General features: G+C 65.9%; 22 protein-coding genes and 1 tRNA gene. 16 read left to right on the top strand and 7 right to left on the bottom strand.

Annotation, left to right across the window (positions count from 1 at the left end; all coding sequences use genetic code 11):
- Positions 1–17: 17 nt before the first annotated feature.
- The 4 genes from CLG96_RS07600 to CLG96_RS07585 all read left to right on the top strand — a co-directional run bounded on the left by CLG96_RS07600 (position 18) and on the right by CLG96_RS07585 (position 5,490).
- Positions 18–1,154, top strand: coding sequence for a thiolase family protein (locus tag CLG96_RS07600; RefSeq protein ID WP_107967238.1), 1,137 nt, complete (start codon positions 18–20; stop codon positions 1,152–1,154).
- Between the two features lies 1 nt (position 1,155).
- The gene (locus CLG96_RS07595; protein ID WP_107967237.1) at positions 1,156–3,462 is read left to right on the top strand and encodes a 3-hydroxyacyl-CoA dehydrogenase/enoyl-CoA hydratase family protein; all 2,307 of its coding nucleotides are present in this window, start codon (positions 1,156–1,158) and stop codon (positions 3,460–3,462) included.
- A gap of 26 nt (positions 3,463–3,488) precedes the next feature.
- The gene (locus tag CLG96_RS07590; protein ID WP_107967236.1) at positions 3,489–5,279 is read left to right on the top strand and encodes an acyl-CoA dehydrogenase C-terminal domain-containing protein; all 1,791 of its coding nucleotides are present in this window, start codon (positions 3,489–3,491) and stop codon (positions 5,277–5,279) included.
- A gap of 82 nt (positions 5,280–5,361) precedes the next feature.
- Positions 5,362–5,490, top strand: a complete 129-nt coding sequence (locus tag CLG96_RS07585) for a GIY-YIG nuclease family protein (protein WP_341476942.1) — start codon at positions 5,362–5,364, stop codon at positions 5,488–5,490.
- A gap of 135 nt (positions 5,491–5,625) precedes the next feature.
- Here CLG96_RS07585 and CLG96_RS07580 read toward each other — a convergent pair.
- Positions 5,626–5,702 (bottom strand) — tRNA-Pro (locus CLG96_RS07580).
- Between the two features lie 155 nt (positions 5,703–5,857).
- On the opposite strand from CLG96_RS07580, the gene yajC reads away from it, so the two are divergent.
- From yajC to CLG96_RS07540, 8 genes are all read left to right on the top strand, one after another.
- On the top strand, positions 5,858–6,196 hold the full coding sequence (gene yajC / locus CLG96_RS07575) for a preprotein translocase subunit YajC (protein WP_107967235.1): 339 nt from the start codon (positions 5,858–5,860) through the stop codon (positions 6,194–6,196).
- A gap of 7 nt (positions 6,197–6,203) precedes the next feature.
- A complete protein-coding gene (secD, locus tag CLG96_RS07570; RefSeq protein ID WP_107967234.1) occupies positions 6,204–7,802 on the top strand; it encodes a protein translocase subunit SecD in 1,599 nt (532 codons plus the stop codon).
- Positions 7,803–7,837: 35 nt separating this feature from the next.
- Complete coding sequence (gene secF / locus CLG96_RS07565) at positions 7,838–8,806, top strand: protein translocase subunit SecF (RefSeq protein WP_107967233.1); 969 nt, start codon at positions 7,838–7,840, stop codon at positions 8,804–8,806.
- Positions 8,806–9,189, top strand: a complete 384-nt coding sequence (locus CLG96_RS07560) for an Mth938-like domain-containing protein (RefSeq protein ID WP_107967232.1) — start codon at positions 8,806–8,808, stop codon at positions 9,187–9,189. The genes secF and CLG96_RS07560 overlap by 1 nt, the downstream gene beginning before the upstream one ends.
- A 57-nt stretch (positions 9,190–9,246) precedes the next feature.
- Positions 9,247–9,597: a DUF6152 family protein gene (locus CLG96_RS07555; RefSeq protein ID WP_107967231.1), complete on the top strand. Its 351-nt coding sequence runs from the start codon at positions 9,247–9,249 to the stop codon at positions 9,595–9,597.
- Between the two features lie 2 nt (positions 9,598–9,599).
- Complete coding sequence (locus CLG96_RS07550) at positions 9,600–10,085, top strand: hypothetical protein (RefSeq protein ID WP_107967230.1); 486 nt, start codon at positions 9,600–9,602, stop codon at positions 10,083–10,085.
- 62 nt (positions 10,086–10,147) lie between these two features.
- Entirely contained in the window at positions 10,148–10,936 is a 789-nt protein-coding gene (locus CLG96_RS07545; RefSeq protein ID WP_107967229.1) for an outer membrane protein assembly factor BamD, read from the top strand.
- A gap of 67 nt (positions 10,937–11,003) precedes the next feature.
- Positions 11,004–12,104: a helix-turn-helix transcriptional regulator gene (locus CLG96_RS07540; RefSeq protein WP_107967228.1), complete on the top strand. Its 1,101-nt coding sequence runs from the start codon at positions 11,004–11,006 to the stop codon at positions 12,102–12,104.
- Between the two features lie 186 nt (positions 12,105–12,290).
- Here CLG96_RS07540 and CLG96_RS07535 read toward each other — a convergent pair whose 3' ends face one another.
- Entirely contained in the window at positions 12,291–12,581 is a 291-nt protein-coding gene (locus CLG96_RS07535) for a YMGG-like glycine zipper-containing protein (protein WP_107967227.1), read from the bottom strand.
- A 95-nt stretch (positions 12,582–12,676) separates the two neighbouring features.
- Positions 12,677–13,675, bottom strand: a complete 999-nt coding sequence (locus CLG96_RS07530; protein ID WP_107967226.1) for a 2-hydroxyacid dehydrogenase — start codon at positions 13,673–13,675, stop codon at positions 12,677–12,679.
- A 124-nt stretch (positions 13,676–13,799) separates the two neighbouring features.
- Between CLG96_RS07530 and CLG96_RS07525 the strand changes: the two genes are divergently transcribed.
- Both CLG96_RS07525 and CLG96_RS18495 read left to right on the top strand, forming a co-directional pair.
- Complete coding sequence (locus tag CLG96_RS07525) at positions 13,800–14,282, top strand: SH3 domain-containing protein (protein WP_107967225.1); 483 nt, start codon at positions 13,800–13,802, stop codon at positions 14,280–14,282.
- A gap of 286 nt (positions 14,283–14,568) precedes the next feature.
- Positions 14,569–14,913, top strand: coding sequence for a hypothetical protein (locus CLG96_RS18495; protein ID WP_133175375.1), 345 nt, complete (start codon positions 14,569–14,571; stop codon positions 14,911–14,913).
- Between the two features lie 57 nt (positions 14,914–14,970).
- Here CLG96_RS18495 and CLG96_RS07515 read toward each other — a convergent pair whose 3' ends face one another.
- A complete protein-coding gene (locus CLG96_RS07515; RefSeq protein ID WP_107967299.1) occupies positions 14,971–16,023 on the bottom strand; it encodes a 1,9-bis(guanidino)-5-aza-nonane synthase in 1,053 nt (350 codons plus the stop codon).
- Between the two features lie 117 nt (positions 16,024–16,140).
- A complete protein-coding gene (locus CLG96_RS07510) occupies positions 16,141–17,331 on the bottom strand; it encodes a type III PLP-dependent enzyme (RefSeq protein ID WP_107967223.1) in 1,191 nt (396 codons plus the stop codon).
- A gap of 155 nt (positions 17,332–17,486) precedes the next feature.
- On the opposite strand from CLG96_RS07510, the gene CLG96_RS07505 reads away from it, so the two are divergent.
- Positions 17,487–18,464 (top strand): threonine ammonia-lyase, encoded by a 978-nt coding sequence (locus CLG96_RS07505; RefSeq protein WP_423828192.1) that lies wholly within the window; start codon positions 17,487–17,489, stop codon positions 18,462–18,464.
- Between the two features lie 4 nt (positions 18,465–18,468).
- Here CLG96_RS07505 and CLG96_RS07500 read toward each other — a convergent pair whose 3' ends face one another.
- Entirely contained in the window at positions 18,469–19,170 is a 702-nt protein-coding gene (locus tag CLG96_RS07500) for an anti-sigma factor (protein ID WP_107967222.1), read from the bottom strand.
- Entirely contained in the window at positions 19,163–19,660 is a 498-nt protein-coding gene (locus CLG96_RS07495; protein ID WP_107967221.1) for an RNA polymerase sigma factor, read from the bottom strand. Before CLG96_RS07495 ends, CLG96_RS07500 begins: the two co-directional genes overlap by 8 nt.
- Positions 19,661–19,755: 95 nt before the next feature.
- Here CLG96_RS07495 and CLG96_RS07490 point away from each other — a divergent pair, with 95 nt between their 5' ends.
- The gene (locus CLG96_RS07490; protein WP_107967220.1) at positions 19,756–21,039 is read left to right on the top strand and encodes a S8 family serine peptidase; all 1,284 of its coding nucleotides are present in this window, start codon (positions 19,756–19,758) and stop codon (positions 21,037–21,039) included.
- Positions 21,040–21,141: the final 102 nt, after the last annotated feature.

Below are 21,141 nucleotides of genomic sequence, written 5' to 3'. Positions count from 1 at the left end.
GGCCGCAGGAGGGATGTATGAGGAACGTCGTCGTCGCCGGCTATGTCCGCTCGCCCTTTCATTTTGCAGGGAAGGGCGATCTCGCCCGGCTGCGCCCCGATGATCTTGCGGCGCAGGTGGTGCGCGGCCTGATCGAGCGGACGGGCGTGACGCCGCAGCATATCGAGGATCTGATCGTCGGCTGCGCCTTTCCGGAAGGCGAGCAGGGGCTGAATGTCGCGCGGCTGATCGGCCTGTTGAGCGATCTGCCATTGTCGGTCGGCGGAATGACGGTGAACCGCTTCTGCGGTTCCTCGATGAGCGCGATCCATATCGCCGCCGGCCAGATCCGGATGGGCGCGGGCGACGCCTTCATCTGCGCGGGCGTGGAGAGCATGAGCCGCGTGCCGATGATGGGCTTCAATCCGCTGCCCAATCCCGAGCTCGCGGGCAAGAATGGCGGCGCCTATATGAGCATGGGCGAGACGGCCGAGAATGTCGCGTCCCGATATCAGGTGACGCGCGAGGCGCAGGAGGCGTTCGCGCTCGCCAGCCAGAAGAAAGCCGCCGCCGCCCGCGCCGCCGGCAGATTTTCGGACGAGATCATAGCCATCCGGACGAAGAAGGGCGTGGTGAGCGAGGATGGCACGCTCCGTCCCGACACGACGGCGGAGGGGCTGGCCGCGCTCAAGCCGGCCTTCGACAAGGAAGGTTCGGTGACGGCCGGCACCTCCTCGCCGCTCACCGACGGCGCTTCGGCGGTGCTGGTGACGAGCGAGGATTATGCGCGCGAGAATGGGCTGGAGATATTCGCCCGCATCGTCGGCATCAGCATAGCGGGCTGCGCGCCGGACATTATGGGCATCGGCCCGGTCCCGGCCTCCAAAAAGGCGCTTGATCGGGCGAGGGTGCCTATTTCGGCGCTCGACGTGGTGGAATTGAACGAGGCCTTCGCCTCGCAGGCCATCGCCTGCGCCCGGGAACTCGGGCTCAAGGAGGGCACGGTCAATATCGACGGCGGTGCGATCGCGATCGGCCATCCGCTTGGGGCGACGGGCGCGCGCATCGTCGGCAAGGCGGCGGCGCTGCTCAAGCGTGAAGGGGGGCGCTATGCGCTCGCCACCCAATGTATCGGCGGCGGGCAGGGCATCGCCACCGTGCTGGAGCGTGCATGAGATGGGCGATCGGATCGGAAGGGTCTGCGTCATCGGCGCGGGCGTGATGGGGGCGGGGATAGCGGCGCAGGTCGCCAATGCCGGTGTGCCCGTGCTGCTGCTGGATGTAGCCGGGGAGGGGCCGGACCGCAGCGCCATCGCCAGGGAAGCGGTGGCGAGAATGGTGAAGGCCGAGCCCGCGCCCTTCATGTCGAAGCAGGCGGCCGGGCTGGTCGAGATCGGCAATATCGAGGACGATCTCACCAAGGTCGCTCTATGCGACTGGATCGTCGAGGCGGTGGTCGAGCGGCTGGACGTCAAGCAATCGCTCTATGCCAGGCTGGAAACGGTCCGCCGCCCGGGCAGCGCGATTTCGTCCAACACCTCCACCATCCCGCTGGCGAAATTGGTCGAGGGGCGGTCGGAGGCGTTCGTCGCCGATTTCCTCATCACCCATTTCTTCAATCCGCCGCGCTATATGCGGCTGCTGGAGGTCGTCAGCGGCCCCAAGACCCGCCCCGAAGTCGCCGCGAAGGTCGAGGCGTTCGCGGACCGGGCGATGGGCAAGCGGATCGTCCATGCGAAGGACAGGCCCGGCTTCATCGCCAATCGCATCGGCACCTATTGGATTCAGGTGGCGGTCAATGCCGCGATGGATTTGGGCCTGACCGTGGAGGAGGCGGACGCGATCGGCGGCCGGCCGATGGGCGTGCCCAAGACGGGGATATTCGGCCTGATCGATCTGGTGGGGCTGGATCTGATGCCGCTCCTCCAGAAAAGCCTCGGATCGAGCCTCGCCCCGGACGATCCCTTCCACGCCTCGCTGCGCACCCTGCAGCTGGTCGAGAAGATGATCGCGGAGGGCCATATCGGCCGGAAGGGCAAGGGCGGATTTTACCGGATCAACCGGGAAAAAGGCGGGGTCAGGGAAGTGATCGACCTGGTGACGGGCGAATATCGGCCCGAGATCAAGTCCGTTCCGCCCAAAGGCGATCTCGCTGCGCTTGTCGCGACCAAAGGTAAAATTGGCGAATTCGCGTGGGGCCTGCTCGGCCGGACGCTCGGCTATGCGGCGGCGCTGGTGCCGGAGGTGGCCGAGGACATTGTCGCGATCGATGATGCGATGAAGCTCGGCTACAACTGGAAATTCGGTCCCTTCGAGCTGATCGACCAGCTTGGCACGGCCAATTTCGTCCGGCGGCTGGAACAGGAGGGAAGTGCGGTGCCCGCGCTGCTGAAGCTTGCCGGCGAGCGCAGCCTGTACCGCGTCGAAAATGGCCGGCGCCAATATTTCGGGCTCGACGGCGAATATCATGACATCGTCCGTTCCGAGGGCGTGCTGCTGCTGGAGGATATCAAGCTCGGTTCGCAGCCGCTGCTGAAAAATGGCTCGGCGGCGCTGTGGAACATTGGCGACGGCGTCACGGCGCTGGAATTCACCGGCAAGATGAATGCGCTCGATAGCGATGTGATGGAGCTGATCGCCAAGGCCATCCCGCTGGTCCAGCGACACCATAAGGCGCTCATCATCTATAGCGACGCGCGGAATTTCTCGGCCGGCGCCAATCTCGGCTTTGCCCTGTTCGCGGTGAACATCGCCGCTTGGGGCGAGATAGAGAAGCTCGTGGCAGCCGGGCAGCAGGCTTACAAGGCGCTCAAATATGCGCCTTTCCCGGTGGTTGCCGCGCCCGCGGGGATGGCGCTTGGCGGCGGCTGCGAGATATTGCTCCATGCGGATGCGGTGCAGGCCCATGCCGAAACCTATATCGGGCTGGTTGAAACGGGCGTGGGGCTGATCCCCGCCTGGGGCGGCTGCGGCGAGATGATCGATCGCTGGACGCATTCAGGCCGCTTGCCCAAGGGGCCGATGCCTTCTGTCGCCAGGATATTCGAGATCGTCGGCACCGCGACCGTCTCCAAATCGGCGGCCGAGGCGAGGGACTATCTATTCCTGCGCGATAGGGACGGGATCACGATGAACCGCGATCGCCTGCTCGCCGACGCCAAGGCGAAGGCGCTGTCGCTGGCCGAGGGCTATGTGCCGCCGGAAGCGTCCCAATATCGCCTGCCGGGCGCGAGCGGCCGCGTCGCGCTGCGCTTTGCGGCGGAGCGATTCCACCGGCTGGGCCTCGCGACCGACTATGATCTGATCGTGTCGGATACGCTGGCGGAGCTGCTGTCGGGCGGATCGGCCGATCTGCTGGATGATGTTTCCGAGGCGGAGCTGCTCGCGCTCGAACGGCAGGGTTTCATGGCCCGCATCCGCGACGGCCGCAGCCAGGTGCGGATCGAACATATGCTCGAAACCGGCAAGCCGCTCAGAAATTAGGGGAGGACCGCCCCGGGAGAGGGACAATGCAGCTCTATCAGGCTCCGCTGCGCGACATGCGCTTCGTGCTTCACGAACTCCATCGGGACGACGGCTTTGGCGGGCTCGCCCGCTTCGAGCAATTCACTCCCGATCTGCTCGATGCCGTGCTGGAGGAGGCGGGCAGGCTCGCCTCCGAAGTGCTGCTGCCGATCAATGCCAGCGGCGACATTGAAGGCTGCCGCATCGAAAATGGCGTGGTGCGGACGCCGGCCGGCTTCAGGGAGGCCTATGATCGTTTCCGGGAAGGCGGCTGGTGTGCGCTCGCCGCCGATCCCCGATATGGCGGGCAGGGCTTGCCCGAGGCGGTCAACAAGCTGTTCGAGGAGATGATCTGTGCGGCGAACGTCTCCTTCAGCCTCTATCCCGGCCTGACCCGTGGCGCGACCATCGCGATCGAGGGCTATGGCACGGAGGATCTGAAGAACGCCTATCTGCCCAAGCTGGTGGAAGGCAGATGGTCCGGCACAATGTGTCTCACCGAGGCGCAGTGCGGCACCGATCTCGGCCTGCTGCGCACGCGCGCGGTGCCGCGGCAGGACGGCAGCTATGGGGTCACGGGCTCCAAGATCTTCATCTCGGCGGGCGAGCATGACCTGACCGAGAATATCGTCCATCTCGTCCTCGCCAGGTTGCCCGACGCGCCGGCGGGCGTGAAGGGCATCAGCATGTTTCTCGTGCCCAAATATCTGCCCAATGCCGATGGATCGCTCGGGCCGTCCAACGGCGTCTCCTGCGCCAATATCGAGCATAAGATGGGCATCAAGGCATCCGCCACCTGCCAGCTCGATTTCGACGATTCGACCGGCTGGCTGCTGGGCCGGCCCCATAAGGGCATGGAAGCCATGTTCACCATGATGAACAGCGAGCGCGTCTCGGTCGGCATTCAGGGGCTGGGGCTGGGGGAGGCGGCCTATCAGGGCGCGGTCGCCTATGCCCGGGATCGGCTGCAGGGCCGTTCGCTTGCCGGATCCAGGCGCCCCGATCTTCCCGCCGATCCGATCATCGTCCATCCCGACGTGCGGCGCATGCTGATGACGATGCGCGCCTATAATGAGGGCTGCCGTGCGATCGCCGGCTGGGTCGCGCGCGCGATCGATGCCGAACGGCATTCGGCGGATGCCGAGACCGTCAGGCGCGCCGGCGATTTCGTCGCGCTGATGACGCCCGTGGTGAAGGCGCTGTTCACCGATCTCGGCTTCGAGACGGCCAATCTCGGCGTGCAGGTCTATGGCGGCCATGGCTATATTCGCGAGCATGGCATGGAGCAGCATGTCCGCGACGCGCGCATCGCGATGATCTATGAGGGCACCAACGGCATCCAGGCGCTCGATCTGGTCGGCCGCAAGCTCGGCGCACATTATGGACGCTATCTGCGCGCCTTTTTCCATCCCGTCTCGAACTTCATCGAGGCGAACGGGCAGCATCCGAAGCTGGGCGGGATGGTGCAGGCGCTGGGCCAGGCGTTCGGCGCGCTCCAGCTCGCGACCGCGACGATCGCGCGGAAGGGAATGAAGGATCCCGAAGAAGCGGGTGCCGCCGGTACCGACTATCTGCGGCTGATCGGCCTGGTGGCGATGGGCCATGTCTTCGCCAAGGCGGCGCTGATCGCCGTGGAGAAGCTGGAGGGAGGCGATCCCGAATCCCCTTTCTACAAGGCCAAGCTCGATACGGCCGCCTTCTTCTTCGATCGCATCCTGCCCGGGACCATGGCCTTGTTCATGGCGATAAAGGCGGGGAAGGAATCGATGATGGCGCTCGACGAAGCGGCCTTCTGACCTGTCGGTCATGCTGAACTTGTTTCAGCATCTACTGCGCCGAAAGCACCATGCTATCGCGATATGCGATGGACCGGCAACCATGCGTCTATATTCTCGCCAGCGGGAGAAGCTCAAGCGTTGGCGCCGTGAGTGGAAGCTGAACCTGATCGAACGGGACAATCCCGATTGGCTGGATCTGGCGATGGGCCTGGGATTCGATCGGATCTGAGTATCTCGTGGTAAATCTGTTTCAGCCGTTCACCGCAGCATGAGTCCCGTGGGTGGGATGCGGGGTGGATGCTGAAACAAGTTCAGCATGACGAGGCGGCGTTTCGCCGCTCCTCGCCAAATGGGGGAAATTCCTTGGTCGGGGCGACAGGATTCGAACCTGCGACCCCCAGACCCCCAGTCTGATGCGCTACCAGGCTGCGCTACGCCCCGACCTAGGGGGCGCGCTTTAGGGCGGTCTGCGCGATTGTGCAAGCGGCCATGCGATCTTCCGTTGCGGTTGCGCGGGCTAGGCCGATCGTGATAGGCGCGCGCCTTCTTTGCAGGCCGCATTTTCGGCCGCCTTTGATCGGGAAGCACCACCTCTCATGTTCGCATCCCCCGCATATGCCCAGGCAGCCGGCGGCGCGCCGGCCGGCGGAGCCGCTGCTTTCCTGCAGTTTCTGCCGCTCGTCTTCATCTTCGTCATCTTCTATTTCCTGCTCATCCGCCCGCAGCAGAAGCGGATGAAGGATCATCGCGCCAAGGTGGACGCGGTGAAGAAGAATGACACGGTCGTCACCGGCGGCGGCCTGATCGGCAAGGCCACGCGCGTCGACGAGCATGAGGTTGAGGTCGAGATCGCGCCGAACGTGCGCGTGAAGGTCGTCAAGTCGACGCTCAGCGACGTTCAGCCCGCCGGCTCCGGCAAGCCTGCGAACGACTGACGCCGCGATGCTCGATTTTCCGCGCTGGAAGGTCTGGTCGATCCTGCTGACGCTCGTCGTCGGCATCATCTTCGCGGTCCCGAGCCTGATGCCCGACGCCATGGCGAGCCGCCTCGGCCTGGGCGCGATGCCGCGCATCAATCTGGGCCTCGATCTTTCGGGCGGCAGCCATATCCTGCTCGAGGCGGATACCGCCGACGTCTCCAAGCAGCGGCTCTCCCAGATGGAGGAGCAGGTTCGCACCGAGATGCGGCGCGGCGATCCGCGCATCGACATAGGCGATATCTCCACTTCGGGCGGTCGCCTGTCCTTCTTCGTGCGGGACATCCGCCAGCTCGACGCCGCCGTGGAGCGCATCCGCACGCTGACCCAGCCGAGCGGCATGACCGGCCAGCGCGACTGGAATGTCGCGGTGGTCGATTCCACCCGCATCGTGATGACGCCGACCGAATCCGGCCTTGCCGCCTCGGTCGACAGCGCGATGCAGGTCGCGACCGAAGTGGTGCGCAAGCGCATCGACGAGCTCGGCACGCGCGAGCCTACCATCATCCGCCAGGGCAGCGACCGCATCGTCGTCCAGGTGCCGGGCCTTCAGGATCCGCAGGCGCTCAAGGCGCTGCTCGGCAAGACCGCCAAGCTGGAATTCAAGCTGGTCGACCTGTCCGCCGATCCCGCGCAGGTGGCGCAGGGCCGCGCGCCGGCGGGTAGCCAGGTGCTCGCCTATCCGACCAATCCCGCCGGCGCTCCGGTGATCGCGGTGCAGCGCCGCGCGATCCTGACGGGCGATCAGCTGATCGATGCCCGGCAGGGTTACGACCAGAATAATACGCCGGTCGTTTCCATCACCTTCGACAGCCAGGGCGGCCGCCGCTTCGCGCGCGTGACGCAGGAAAATGTCGGCAAGCCCTTCGCCATCATCCTCGACAATCAGGTGATCTCGGCGCCCAACATCAATGAGCCGATCCTGGGCGGACAGGCGCAGATCTCCGGCAACTTCACCGTGGACAGCGCCAATCAGCTCGCCATCGCGCTGCGTTCGGGCAAGCTGCCGGTGGCGCTCAAGGTGATCGAGGAGCGCACCGTCGGCCCCGATCTCGGTGCCGATTCGATCCGCGCGGGCGCCATCGCCAGCATCATCGCGACGACCGCCGTCATCGCCTTCATGCTGCTCACTTATGGGCGCTTCGGCCTCTACGCCACGCTCGCGCTGGTCCTGAACATCCTCCTGATCCTGGGCGTGATGGCGCTGTTCAATGCGACGCTGACGCTGCCGGGCATTGCCGGTTTCGTGCTGACGATCGGCGCGGCGGTGGACGCGAACGTGCTCATCAACGAGCGCATCCGCGAGGAATTGCGGCGCGGGCGCAGCATCATCCAGTCGGTCGAGCTCGGCTATAAGGAAGCCAGCCGCGCGATCTTCGATGCGAACATCACCAATGTGATCGCCGCGGTGCTGATGTTCTATTTCGGATCGGGGCCGATTCGCGGTTTCGCGGTGGTGCTGATGATCGGCATCGTCACCTCGGTCTTCACCGCCGTCACGGTCACGCGCCTGGTCGTCGCCCGCTGGCTCAAGCGCCGTCGTCCGGCAGCACTGCTGATCTGATGCGCCCTGATGTCCTTTTTTATTGAGGCAGCGCCATGCGTCTCCTGAAGCTCGTTCCCGACAATACCAACATCGATTTCCTGAAGTGGCGCTTCTGGGCGATGGGCCTGTCGATTGCCCTGATCATCGCCTCGGTCGCGCTCGTGGCGGTTCGCGGGCTCAATTTCGGGATCGATTTCGAGGGCGGCCAGTTGATCCGCGCCTCCTTCCAGCAGCCGGTCGAGATCGACGAGCTGCGCTCGTCCATCGAGCCTCTGGGCCTGGGCGAGGCGACGATCCAGCAGTTCGGTTCCCCGCGCGACGTTTCGATCCGCCTGCCCTTGCCCGAGGGCGGCGAGGAGGCCGCCAACCGGGCGGCGGATTCGGTCAAGCGCGCGATCATGGCAGCCCATCCCGATGCGCGCTTCGATGCGGTCGAGACGGTTTCCGGCAAGGTTTCGGGCGAGCTCATCCGGACGGGCGCGCTGGCGATCGGTTTGGCGATGCTCGCGATCGCTATCTATATCTGGATCCGCTTCGAATGGCAGTTCGGCGTAGGCGCGCTCTTCGCCTTGTTCCACGACGTCGTGCTGACGATGGGCTTCTTCGCGCTCACCCAGCTCGAATTCAATCTGAACGTGGTGGCCGCGATCCTCACCATCGTCGGTTATTCGCTGAACGACACGATCGTGGTCTATGACCGCATCCGCGAAAATCTGCGCAAATGGCGCAAGATGGACATCACCTCGCTGCTCAATCTTTCGGTCAACGAGACGCTGTCGCGCACGATCGTCACCTCGCTGTCGATGGTGATCGCGCTCGGCGCGCTGCTGGCCTTTGGCGGCGACGTGCTGTTCGGCTTCACCGCGGCGATGCTGCTCGGCATCTTCGTCGGCACCTTCTCCTCAATCTATGTCGGCGCGCCGATCCTGATCTGGCTCCGCGTCAGCTCGCAGAGCTTCGTGCCTGCCGAGACGACAAGCGGCGCCGAGCGCGGCGGCCGGCGGGAGCGGCCGGGGGCCTGATGGCCAAGCTCGATCGCGATACGGCGCCCGCCGGTCCGGTCGTCCAGGGTTTTGTCGGCGGCGGCTTCAGGATCGGCGACAGGATCCATGCGGATGGCTTGCTGCTCGCGCCCGATTGGGCGCGCGGCTGGAAGGCGCCGGCGCTCGACGCGCTGACCGCCGAGCATGTCGCCGATCTGCTCGCGCAGCTTCCGCCGCCGGAATTTCTGTTGCTCGGCACGGGCGCGACGCTGCGCCGCCCTTCGGCCGGCTTCGTCGCCGCGCTGGAGGGACAGGGGATCGGCGTCGAGCCGATGGACAGCCGGGCCGCCGCACGCGCCTGGGGGATGCTGCGCGGCGAGGGGCGCTGGATCGTGGGCGCGCTGCTGCCTTACCGGGGATAATCTGCGGATAGGACGGCCGGCTGGAGCGTATAGGCTTCAGACAAGAGGAGAAGGCCGATGTATCGCCGTCACTTCACGGCTATCTGCGCCGCATTGTTGCTGCCTAGCGCCGCCTTGGCTCACCATGGCTGGAGCTCGTACGACGCCACGAAGGTCATCCGGATCACCGCGCCGCTGACCGATCTTTCCTGGAGCAATCCGCACGGTTCCGCCAAGGTCGCCTATAACAAGCAGGTCTGGACGATCGTGCTGGCGCCCGTTGCCCGGATGGAGGCGCGGGGGCTTACCCCGGCGATGCTGGGGCCGGGCAAGCAGGTGACGCTCGTCGGCTATCCCCGCAGCGACGGCACGCCCGAGATGCGGATCGAGCGCGTGACCGTGGACGGCAAGACGGTGGAACTGCGCTGAGCATGTGGGACGCGCTGGCGGGCGCCGCCGCCGCGATCGAAGCTTCGGATTTCGGCCATTGGGCGCGCGGATCGGCCTATGCCTATCCGGTCGCGAACCTGATCCATCTGCTGGGGCTGGTGCTGCTCGTCGGCGGGATCGGGCTGCTCGACCTGCGCCTGGCCGGGCTGTTCCGCACTCTGCCGGCGGAGGCCCTGTCACGTATCCTGACGCCCGTCGCGATCCTCGGCATAATGCTTCTGGTAGGCAGCAGTTCGGTCCTGTTCGCGGCCGATGCGCGTTCGCTTATCCTGTCCGGGGCCTTTCGCTGGAAGATCATGCTGATCGCTGTCGCGCTCGCCAATGCGGTCGCCTTCCGCATTTTCTGGCAGGGCTGCCTGGCCGATTGGGACAGCCGCCCGCCGGCGCTGGGCCGGGCGATGGCAGGGGGATCGGTCGCGCTCTGGCTGGCCGCGGCCGCGCTCGGCCGATTGATCGCCTATGCCTGAAGCGGCGGCTCGGCATGGGATCGCGCTTGGCGGGGCCGTTCGGCTCGGTTAAGAACGCCCCCATGTCGCGTCCCGCCTTTCGCCCGATCGCCCTGATGATCGCCGCCGCCCTCGTCGTGCCGCTTGCCGGTTGCGCGACGAATTCGAGGAACAAGGCGGATACCCGCTATGTCGCGCGCGACGTGGACACGCTCTACAATGCGGCGAAGGATCGGCTCGATCGCGGCCAATATAAGCTTGCCGCCGCGCTGTTCGACGAGGTGGAGCGGCAGCATCCCTATTCCGAATGGGCGCGCCGGGCGCAGCTGATGAGCGCGTTCAGCTATTATCTGGCGCATCAATATCCCGAATCGATCCAGTCGGCGCAGCGTTTCCTGGCGATCCATCCCGGCAACAAGGATGCGCCCTACGCCCTCTATCTGATCGCGATCGATTATTATGAGCAGATCACGGACGTCACGCGCGATCAGAAGATCACGCAGCAGGCGCTCGATGCGATGGGCGAGCTGATCCGCCGCTATCCCGACACGCGCTATGCCGCCGACGCCCGCGTCAAGACGGACCTCATCCGCGATCATCTCGCCGGCAAGGAGATGGAGATTGGGCGTTTCTACCAGCGCCGCAGCGACTGGCTCGCCTCCGTGATCCGCTTCCGCAAGGTGGTCGAGGATTATGATACGACGAGCCATGTGCCCGAGGCGCTGATGCGGCTCACCGAATCCTATCTGGCGCTGGGTGTGCCCAATGAGGCACGCAAGGCGGCTGCCGTGCTCGGCGCCAATTATCCGGGTTCCGATTGGTACAAGAAGGCCTATGATCTGATCGAGCGGAAGGCGCCCAAGGCGGCCTGACGATCGGGTAAATGGGCGCCGGGAGCGCTGCGCGTACCATCTTGGCAGCCGTTTGGGGAACGGAGACATGCCTTATGACGCCGCGGGTCCGCTCCGGAGCGAGCAGATCTATGATGCCCTTCTGGATGACGAAGCCTTTGCGGCGCTGCCGGAGCTGCTCGCCCGCTCGATAGGCGCGCGCTCCTCCACGATCCAATGGCGCCATCGGGACGGCAGCGCCGCCATGCTCGGATTTTCCGATTATATTCCGGCCGACATGGTCGACCGCTATATTCGCGATTTCGTGCAGGATGATGTCTGGGCGCAAATGGTGGACAGGCCGGAGATGCGCGATCGCGTGCTGAACAGCAGCGATCTGATGCCCGATTCGGTGCTGCTCGGCAGCCGATTCTATAATGAGTTCATCCGCGCCGCGGACGACGACAGCTTCTATTGCCTCGGTATCGCCATGTCGGATCGACTTGGCGAAGGGATGGTCGGGCTGCATCGGGGGCGGCATCAGCCGCGCTTCGATCGATGGGAGGCCGCGATGCTCGAAGAACAGGTGCCGCATCTGCGCCGTCTCCTGAAGGTGCGCGGGCGCATCGAGGCCGCCGCCCATGCCAAGGCGCAGATGGGCAATATTCTCGATGCCGTTTCGCTGGCCACGATCGCGGTCGATAGCGGCGGCAGGCTGGTCCATGCCAATGCGGCAGGCGAGCGGCTTTTGGCATCCGCGACGGGGCTTGGGGTTCGCGAGGGGCAGGTCGTCGCGCGCAATGGCCAGGGCGAGGCGCTGCGGGCCGCCGTGCAGCGCGCGACGGCGGCCCGCCAGCCCGAGGCGCAGGCCGTCGCAATCCCCTTGCTGCATGGGGGAACGCTGTTCGTCACGGTGGCGCCTTTGCTTGGGCCCGATGGGCGGCGGCAGGCGCTGCTGCTCGTGCAGAATGCGGGCCCGGACCCTTCGGTCGCGGCCCGGCTCCGTGCGCTTTACGGCCTGACGGCCGCGGAGGCGGATATCTCCCTGATGATCGCCGATGGCCTCTCGGTTGCCGAGATGGCGGAGCGGCGGGGCACGTCCACCAATACGATTCGCTATCAGGTGAAGACGATGGCGGCGAAGATCGGTCGGAGCCGCCAGACCGAGATCGCGCATCTCGTCCATGCGCTTCCCCCGTTGGTAGATTAATCCATTATCGCCTATCTTGATCCATTATCACCCATCTTGGTGATGCGGCGCGATGGGAAGGGCGGCTATCACCATGCCGATCGGGGCGCTCGTCTCCACGAACCCACGCGCGTCCCGGTCACCCTCTCTCCGACCATCAAGGCACGGAAGAAGGACGCATCCGAAGATGCGCCCTCATGCCAAAGATCAGCGGCGATAGACGCGCTGTCCGTCCTTGTTCAGATAATATTGGCGGCCGCGGCTGTCGCGATAATAGCGCTTGTTCTTCTTCAGCGCGGTATAGGCCGCGCCGCCGGCCGCACCGATCAGGGCGCCATTGCCGGTCGAGACGCCCGGGACGACCGCGCCGACGAGCGCGCCCGCGCCTGCGCCGATCGCAGTACCCTTCAGCATCTGCTCCGTATTCTGCGCATAGGCCGGGCCGGCGAGGCCAAGCGACAGGCCGATGGCGCCGGCAATGATTCCCTTATGCTTCATTACGGATTCCCTTTGATTGCAACAGGCGCATGAAAACGGTGGAAAGCCGTAACGGTTCCTAATCCACTATTCGCCTCGACGCGGTAAAGGGGCGATCAGGCCCAGCCTTCGAGAACTTGATCGGGCGGCCTGTGACCATCCGTCCAGACCTTGATATTGGCGATGACCTTGGCGCCCGTGGCATCGCGCGCCTCATGCGTGGCCGATGCCATGTGCGGCAGCAGGACGACATTGTTCAGGCCGCGCAGGCGCGGATCGAGTTCGGGCTCATGCGCGAATACGTCCAGCCCCGCGCCGGCGATCGTGCCCGTTACCAGTGCCTCGATCAGCGCACGCTCGTCGACGATGTCGCCGCGCGCCACATTGATGAGATAGGCCTGTGGCCCGAGTAGGGCGAGGCGATGCGCGTCGAGCAGATGGTGCGTCTCGGCAGTGTGCGGGCAGTGGATCGAGACGAGATCTACTTCCTCCAGCATCGCGTCCAGATCCGGGCGCCACACCGCGTCATATTCCTCCTCCACCACGGCGGGCAGGCGGCGGCGGTTATGATAGCGGATCGTCAGCCCGAAGCCGCGCGCGCGGCGCGCCACGGCCTGGCCGATGCGGCCCATGCCGATGATGCCCAGCGTCTTGCCGTTGATCCGGCGGCCCAGCATCGCGGTGGGGCTCCAGCCCTGCCAGCGGCCCGAGCGGATTAGCCGCTCTCCCTCCGCCAGGCGGCGTGGCACGGAGAGGATCAGCGCCATCGCCATGTCGGCGGTGTCCTCGGTCAGCACGCCAGGCGTGTTGGTGACGATGATGTCGCGTGCGCGCGCCGCCTTGAGATCGATATGATCGACGCCATTGCCGAAATTGGCGATCAGCTTCAGCCTCTCTCCGCCGGCGGCGATGACCGCAGCATCGATCCGGTCGGTGACGGTCGGCACCAGCACGTCGGCGCGCGCCGCCGCCTCGGCCAGCCCCGCGGCATCGAGTGGGCGATCATCCTTCGAAAATTCGACGTCGAACAGCTCCGCCATGCGGGCCTCGATCGCGGGCGTCAGCCGTCGGGTGACGATGACTTTCGGATGGGCGGAGCGGTTCATGCCGATCATGGCCTCTGGGCTAGTCGCGACGGCTTGCGGGCGTCAAGCATCTGCGGGCTTGTGGCGGGAAAGGCGGCGGCGCTAGACGGGCGGGCCGAGCGGCTTTGGCGAAGAATCCTGACAGGAGAATATAATGCGCGTCCTTGTTCGGACGTTGGCGGTCATGGCAATGATAGCGGGGACCGCGCAGGCATCGGCTGCGCCGGATCGCGAGGTCCCTTATTGGGCGTCCATCGCGGCGGGCGATGCGATGATGCGTACGGGCCCGGGCGGAAATTTTCCGGCGGTCTGGCGCTATCGGCGCGCCGATCTGCCGATCCGCGTGCTGCAGGTGCATCAGAGCTGGCGCAGGATCGAGTCGCCTGACGGCGTGCAGGGATGGATGGCGGTGGCGCTGCTGAGCGCGCGTCGGACGGCGATCGTGACGGGCGAGATCCGCCCGATGCTGGCCAGGCCGGAGGAAGGGGCGAAGATCGTGTGGCGGGCCGAGCCCGGCGTCGTCGGGCGTATCGATCAATGCGCCGCCGGCTGGTGCCGCTTCGACGTGCGGGGCAAGGCGGGCTATATCCGGACGGCGCATATCTGGGGGGTCGATCCGAACGAGGTGATCGATTGAGAAAAGGCCCTCTATCGTCTTAGCTGGCTTTCATCATGGCTGCCATGGCGGGCCATGGCCAGCGTCGATCCCGCCATGGCCCGCTTTTCGGACGAGGATGATCGTCCTGGCGCTCTATTTGTTCTTCCTGAGCACCTTGCCCTGATAATCCACCGCGACATTGACGGTCTCTCCATCCTTCCGGGCGGTTCCTTCCCAGATCCCGCTCTCATTCTTCACCAGGGACGACACGTCTCCATATCCCTCCCGCATCAGGAGGGATCTGGCCTGTTCCTCGCTATAGGGATTGCTTCTCTCGATCTTCCTGCCCGCCTCGGCGGTTCTGTCCGGCGGATATTTCGGCGCGGCCATCTGCGCGGATGCGATGCCGCTGGCCAAAAGCAATGCGAGTGCGGGAGCCATGCTTTTCATAGGTTCCTCCGATTATGCGCCGTCATGGGATGATCATCCCGGCGCGCCATGGGTCGTTCGACCCGCACAGGAAGAACCTTCGAACTTGGATTATCGATCCCTAACCATGACGACTTTCGGCAGCCGCCCGCCTTCCGCGCGCTTCGCGCACGAAATCTTTCTGGCCGGTTCCGCCTTTATCCGCGACACGAATCTGGTCGTCCAATCTCGTCTTCAATAGGCAGAGTGGCTCTATGAAAAAGCCCTCTCCCGCGATCGGGAGAGGGCTTCGAACCGGTCAGGCGAAGAGCTTGGCCCAGCCGCGCTTTGGCCGATCCTTCCAATAGCCGCGATGATAGGCGTCGGAGGCCAGCAGCGGCAGGACCGAGCCGGCTTCGGCGAACACCATCTGTTCGAGCGCGGTATCGACCTTGCCCCAGCTCGCCGCTTCCTTGAGCGTGGAGGAGGAGCAGGCGCCGTCGCGCACGTCCGCCACGGTGATCTGCACGGCATATTTGTGCATCTCGACATCGTCATGGCCGAGGATCTCGGCGCAGACGACCGTATCCTGGATGAAGTTCTTCGGCACGCCGCCGCCGATCATCAGCAGGCCGGTGGTGCCCGCCTTGATCTTGATGTCGGTCAGCTCGCGGAAGTCCGCAATGGCATCGAGCACCATATAGGGCTTGCCTTCCTTCATGCGATCGACCTGATGCTTGACGAGGCCGAAGCCCGCCGAGCTGTCGACGAAGGCCGGGCAGAAGATCGGCACGTCATGCTCATAAGCGAGCTTGACGAGGCTGTTCTCCTTCTTGCCATGCTCGGCGAGATATTTGCCCATCTCGCGGATGAAGGCGCGGCTCGAATAGGCCTTGGGCTCCAGCGAGTCCGCGATCTTGCCGATCGTGTGGTCGCAGTCCTGGAGCTGCTCCTCGTCGATATAGGTGTCGTAGATGCGGTCGATGTAGAGCGAGCGCAGCGTATTGTCGTCGGGGATCTCGAGCGCCTGATAATGTTTGTGGCCGAGGCCCTCGAAGAAATCCATGTCGACGATCGAGGCGCCGGTCGCGACGATGCCGTCCACCATGTTCGAGCGGACGAGCTCGGCATAGGCGTCCATGCAGCCGCCGGCCGAGGTGGAGCCTGCGATCACGAGGAAGATGGTGCAATCCTTGTCCGCCAGCATCTGATTGTAGATGCCGGTGGCGCGGGCGAGATCGCGGCTGGTGAAGCTCATCTTGCCCATGGCGTCGATGATCGGCCGCGCATCATAGCTGCGGATGTCGATATGCTCGACGGTGGTCGAGAGAAGCTCTGCTTTCCGGGTATCGTTGATGGGCGCGTCGGCCATTTTATTCTCCTGCGCGGATGCGAAAATCGGACCCATGGATGCCGACCTGCTCAGCGGTCATCGCATCCATGGGTTCCGCTTTTCGCGGGAAATAACGGGTTATATTGGGCTCGTGCCTTACAGCGTGATGACGTTCGACGAAACCGCCGCGTCCTCATCCTCGCTCAGATAGATGCTCGCCATGGGCTCGTCGTCGAGCATCGCGGTCTCGCCGGCGGTGAAGCCGTTGAAGCCGGTGCGCATCGCGCAGCCATAGGCGCCGAGCATGCCGATCTCGATATAGTCGCCAGGCCTGGTATCCGCCGGCAGCATGAACGGGCCCGCCATATGATCCATATCGTCGCAGGTGGGGCCGTAGAAGCTGAAGGCCATGTCCTTCGCGTCGGATTCCTCGCCGCGGACGAGCGACACCGGGAAACGCCAGCCGACATGCGCCGCATCGAACAGCGCGCCATAGGCGCCGTCATTGATGTAGAGTTGATCGCCCCGGCGTTTTTCGACGCGCACCAGCAGGCTCGCATATTCGGCCGAGAGCGCGCGGCCGGGCTCGGCCCACAGCTCCGCGGAATAGCTGACCGGCAGATTTTCGAACGCCTCGTGGATCGCCTTGAAATAGGCTTCCATCGGCGGCGGCTCCATGCCCGGATAGATTGACGGGAAGCCACCGCCGACATCGATCACGTCCACGGTGACGGCCGCGTCGACGATCGCCGCGCGGACATGGGAGAGCGCCTGCACATAGGCCGCCGGGCTCATCGCCTGGCTGCCGACATGGAAGCAGATGCCGAGCGCGTCGGCCGCCTGGCGGGCGGCGAACAGCAGCTCCTTCGCCTCATGGGGCGCGGCGCCGAACTTGGAGGCGAGGCTGAGCTTCGAATGATCGGAGGACACGCGCAGCCGCACGCACAGCGTGAGATCGCTCGCATTCTTCGTCGCGCGCAGGATCTTCTCCAGCTCCTCGATCGTGTCGAGCGAGAAGATGCGGACGCCATGCGTGAAATAGGCTTCCTCGATCGCCTCCTCGGCTTTCACCGGATGCATGAAGCAGAGCGTCGCGTCCGGCAGCAGGCGGGACACCAGACGCACCTCGGCGATCGAGGCCACGTCGAAATGCGTGATCCCGCTTTCCCAGAGGAGCGTGATGAGCTCGGGCGACGGATTGGCCTTCACGGCATAGATCGACCGACCCTGAAACTTCTCGACGAAGAATCGGGCGGCGCGACGTGCCGCGTGCGGGCGAATGATCGTGACCGGCTGAACCGGACGAAGGGCGTTCGCTAGCCCCAGCGCGCTATGATGCTTGAGCAACTCAAGGGACCTCCAACAGTCATGTTCTCGGGACAAAAGCTGCCTTGCGGTTGGAAGTCCCCATGGGGCAGCGGAGGCGCGATATAGGATCGGCTTTCATGACTGTAAAGTTGCAATGAAGCGCCTGTTTCGCGACGAGGCTCCAGCCAAGACGGATGGAGATGAAATTGACGATAAATCGGGCTTTTCGGGCGCCTTCGCGCAACGGGATATTGGCAGCTGCGGAACGCTTGGGAGATATTCCCCGGGTAACGCCGCTGCTGTCGCTGCCCGAACTGGGCGGGGGAATCGCACTGAAAGCCGAATCGCTCCAGCTGGGCGGCGCCTTCAAGCTGCGCGGCGCCTATAACCGCCTGGCGCAGGTCGCGCCGGCCGATCGGGCGCGGGGAGTCGTCGCCTTCTCCTCGGGCAATCATGCGCAGGGCGTGGCGCGGGCGGCGCGGCTGCTGGGCATGCCGGCGGCGATCGTGATGCCCGCCGATGCGCCGCGCGTGAAGCTGGAGGCGACCGCCGCGCTGGGCGCGGAGATCATCCCCTATGACCGGGCGACCGAAAGCCGCGAGGCGATTGCGGCGCGACTCGCGGAGGAGCGCGGCGCCGTGCTGCTGCCCTCGTTCGACGATGTCGATGTGGTCGAAGGGCAGGGGACGGTCGGGCTGGAGGCCGAGCGGCAATATGGCGCGCCGATCGCGCGCGTGGTGGTGCCCTGCGGCGGCGGCGGGCTGGCTGCCGGCATCTCGCTCGCCCTGCCGGATGCCGAGATCATCATCGTCGAGCCCGAAGGCTGGGACGATATGGGACGATCGCTGAAGCTGGGCCGGATCGTTCCCGTCGAGCCCGCTGCGCCCGCGACGGCCTGCGACGCGCTTCAGACGACCCGCGTCGCCGAAATCACCTTCGGCGCGCTCCATCAGGCGGGTGCCCGGGGCCTGTCGGTCAGCGAGGCCGAGGTCAGGGCGGCGATGCGCTATGCCTATTCGCTCGGACTGGTCGTCGAGCCGGGCGGCGCGGTGGCGCTGGCGGCGCTGCTCGCGGGCAAGGTCGCGGCGGATGGCGCGACCACGCTCGTCGTGGCGTCCGGCAGCAATGTCGATCCGGCGGCCTTCGCGCGGGTGATCGGCGGCGCCGGCTGATCCGTCAGCGGGCCCATTTCCGGTCGCGGGCGGCGCGCTCGGTAGCAGCGTCGAGCGGATCGCCTGCGATCAGCCTTTCGACCGTCGAGAGGATTGCCGGATCTCCCGCCGAGGCCATGCGATATTCGCCCGTCTGCGCCGGGGCGGCCCGCATCGTCGTGGCGCGCATCTGCCATGCGCCACCGGTGCGGCAGGCGACGCCGGACAAACGCTCCGCATCGAAGCTGCGGCAATAATCGCCCGCCTTGTCGCGGAAGCTGAGCGCCACGCGGATGCGGCCATCCTGCCCGGAAAGCTTTTCGTCCAGCGCGCGGGCGAGCAGGCCGTCCGCCACCATCACGCCGTCCCTTGTCCTGACCTCGCCATTGGTCGTGAGCTGCGATCCGATCGCGACGCCCAGCACCAATGTCGCGGCGAGCGAGGCGTAGCGCATCCAGGGGCGCGTGCCGGCGGGCGGCTGCTTGCGCTGACGCGCCTCCCGGGCGGCGGCGAGGCTGACGATGGCGGCGGGCCGGCGCGGCGGCAAAGCGACGGGCTCGTCGAGCAACGGGCGGAAGCCTTCCGCCAGCCGTCGGCCGAGCGCGCGATGCGCCTCCGCCTTGGCGGCGAGCGTGGGGTCGGCCTTCACCGCGGCGGCGACGCGCGCGGCGGTGAAATCATCGAGCTCGCCGTCGATCCAGGCGAGCAAGGTCTGGTCGTCAATCATCGCACGCCTCTCCCATTATCTTGAGCAGCGCCTGCCGCCCGCGCACGAGCCTGCTGGTCAGCGTGCCCATCGGCAGGTCGAGCAGCTCGGCCGCCTCGCGATAGGCCATGCCATCGATCATCACGAGCGCAATAACCTCGCGCTGCTCGTCGGGAAGCCGGTCCAGCGCGCGCATGAGGAAATGCATCTCGGCCTTGGCCTCGATCGCCGGGCGCCCGTCCATTCCGACCGCCTCGCCTGCCTCTTCCGGCGCCAGCACCCGATCCGCCCGGCCGCGTCCGCGCACCGTGTCGATCCAGGCATTGCGGGCGATGCGGAACAACCAGGAATCGAGCCGCGTGCCCGGTTCCCATTGGCTGCGTGCCTTCAGCGCGCGCTCGACCGCCGTCTGCGTCAGATCGTCCGCATCGGCCGAAGACCGGCTGAGGCCGTGCGCGAAGCGGCGGAGGCGCGGCAACAGCGCGGTCAGCCCGCCTTCGAACTCGTCCACTGATGCTCCTCATGTTCATGCGGATGAAACGCCCGCTCGTCTTCGTTTAATCCATCGACCAAGATGAAAAGTGAAGGCGGATCATGCGACCAGGAATGAAAGCGGCATTTCTCTTCGGGGCATTGGCGATGGCGGCTCCCGCCACGCCGCAGCTCCTGCCCGGCGTCGTCAATCAATTGCCCTCCGGCGTGCTCGACCCCGTCCTTTCCGGCGGTCAGCCGGGCGGCGCGATCGTCCCGCCCATATCGTCGGTTTCCCCGCTCGACATCCGGCCGCTCGGGGCCGAGCTTGCGCCCTCCAGCCTGCTCTCTCTGCGCCGGGCACGGCTGCGCGACCTCGTCCGCAACAATCGCGAGCTGCTCGACATGGATGCGGAGGGCGCGCCGATCCGCAAGGATGAGGTGATCGGACTGGACATGACGCCGGCCGGCCTCGCTGCGGCGGAGCGGCTGGGATTCCGGCAAATAAGGCGCGATTCGATCGAGGGGGTCGGCATTGCGGTCACGGTGCTGGCGACGCCCAAGGGGATGCGTGCGCGCAAGGCGATCGAGGCGCTGCGCCAGGCCGATCCGTCGGGCAGCTATGAGCTCAACCATGTCTATGAGCCTGCCGGCGGTGCGCCCGCCGCACCTCAGCAGCCCGCGCGGCCGGGGCAGGCGGGCGGTGTCGTGATCGGCCTGATCGATGGCGGGGTGGGCGCGCATCCCGCTTTGGCCGGCGCCCGGATCGAGCAGCGCGGCTTCACCCCTGCCGGCGTCAAGGCGACCGGCCATGGCACGGCGGTCGCCTCGCTGCTGGTGGGGGAGGCGGGGCGCTTTCGCGGCGTGGCGCCGGGTGCCGCGCTGCTCGCCGCCGACGTCTATGGCGGCCAGCCCGCCGGCGGATCGGCGGAGGCGATCGCGCGCGCCATGGGCTGGCTCGCCATGCGCAAAGTGGCGGTGGTGAACATCAGCCTCGTCGGCCCGCCCAATCGGCTGATCGAAGCGTCGGTCAAGGCGCTGGCGCGTCGCGGCACGATCCTGGTCGCGCCGGTGGGGAATGACGGGCCGGCAGCGCCGCCGCAATATCCCGCTTCCTATCCGGGCGTGGTCGCGGTGACGGGCGTCGATGCCCGCGACCGGCAGTTGATCGAGGCCGGGCGCGCCACCCATGTCGATTTCGCGGCCCCCGGCGCCGATATGGCGGGCGCGGTGCCCGGCGGCGGCTATGAGGCGTTGCGCGGCACCTCCTTCGCCGCACCGCTGGTCGCGGCGCGGCTCGCGCTGGCGCCGATGGCAAGCGTGGCGGCGAGCGCCGTGCCGGGCAAGGGCAAGGCGCTGGGCCGGGGCATTGTCTGTCGGGAATGCCGCGTGCCGCCGGCTGCCATGGGTGTGCGCTGAAGCATGCGGGCAAAAAATATTCGATCGAGGGATTAAGCGTCGAATCCCTGTCGTTGTCCTTGGTGAAGCCGGTGCGAACGCCCGGTCAAGCAGAGGAGAATG

Source organism: Sphingomonas oleivorans (assembly GCF_003050615.1).
In the GTDB taxonomy this organism is placed as follows: domain Bacteria; phylum Pseudomonadota; class Alphaproteobacteria; order Sphingomonadales; family Sphingomonadaceae; genus Sphingomonas_H; species Sphingomonas_H oleivorans.
This window is presented reverse-complemented; position numbering and strand designations above follow the sequence as displayed.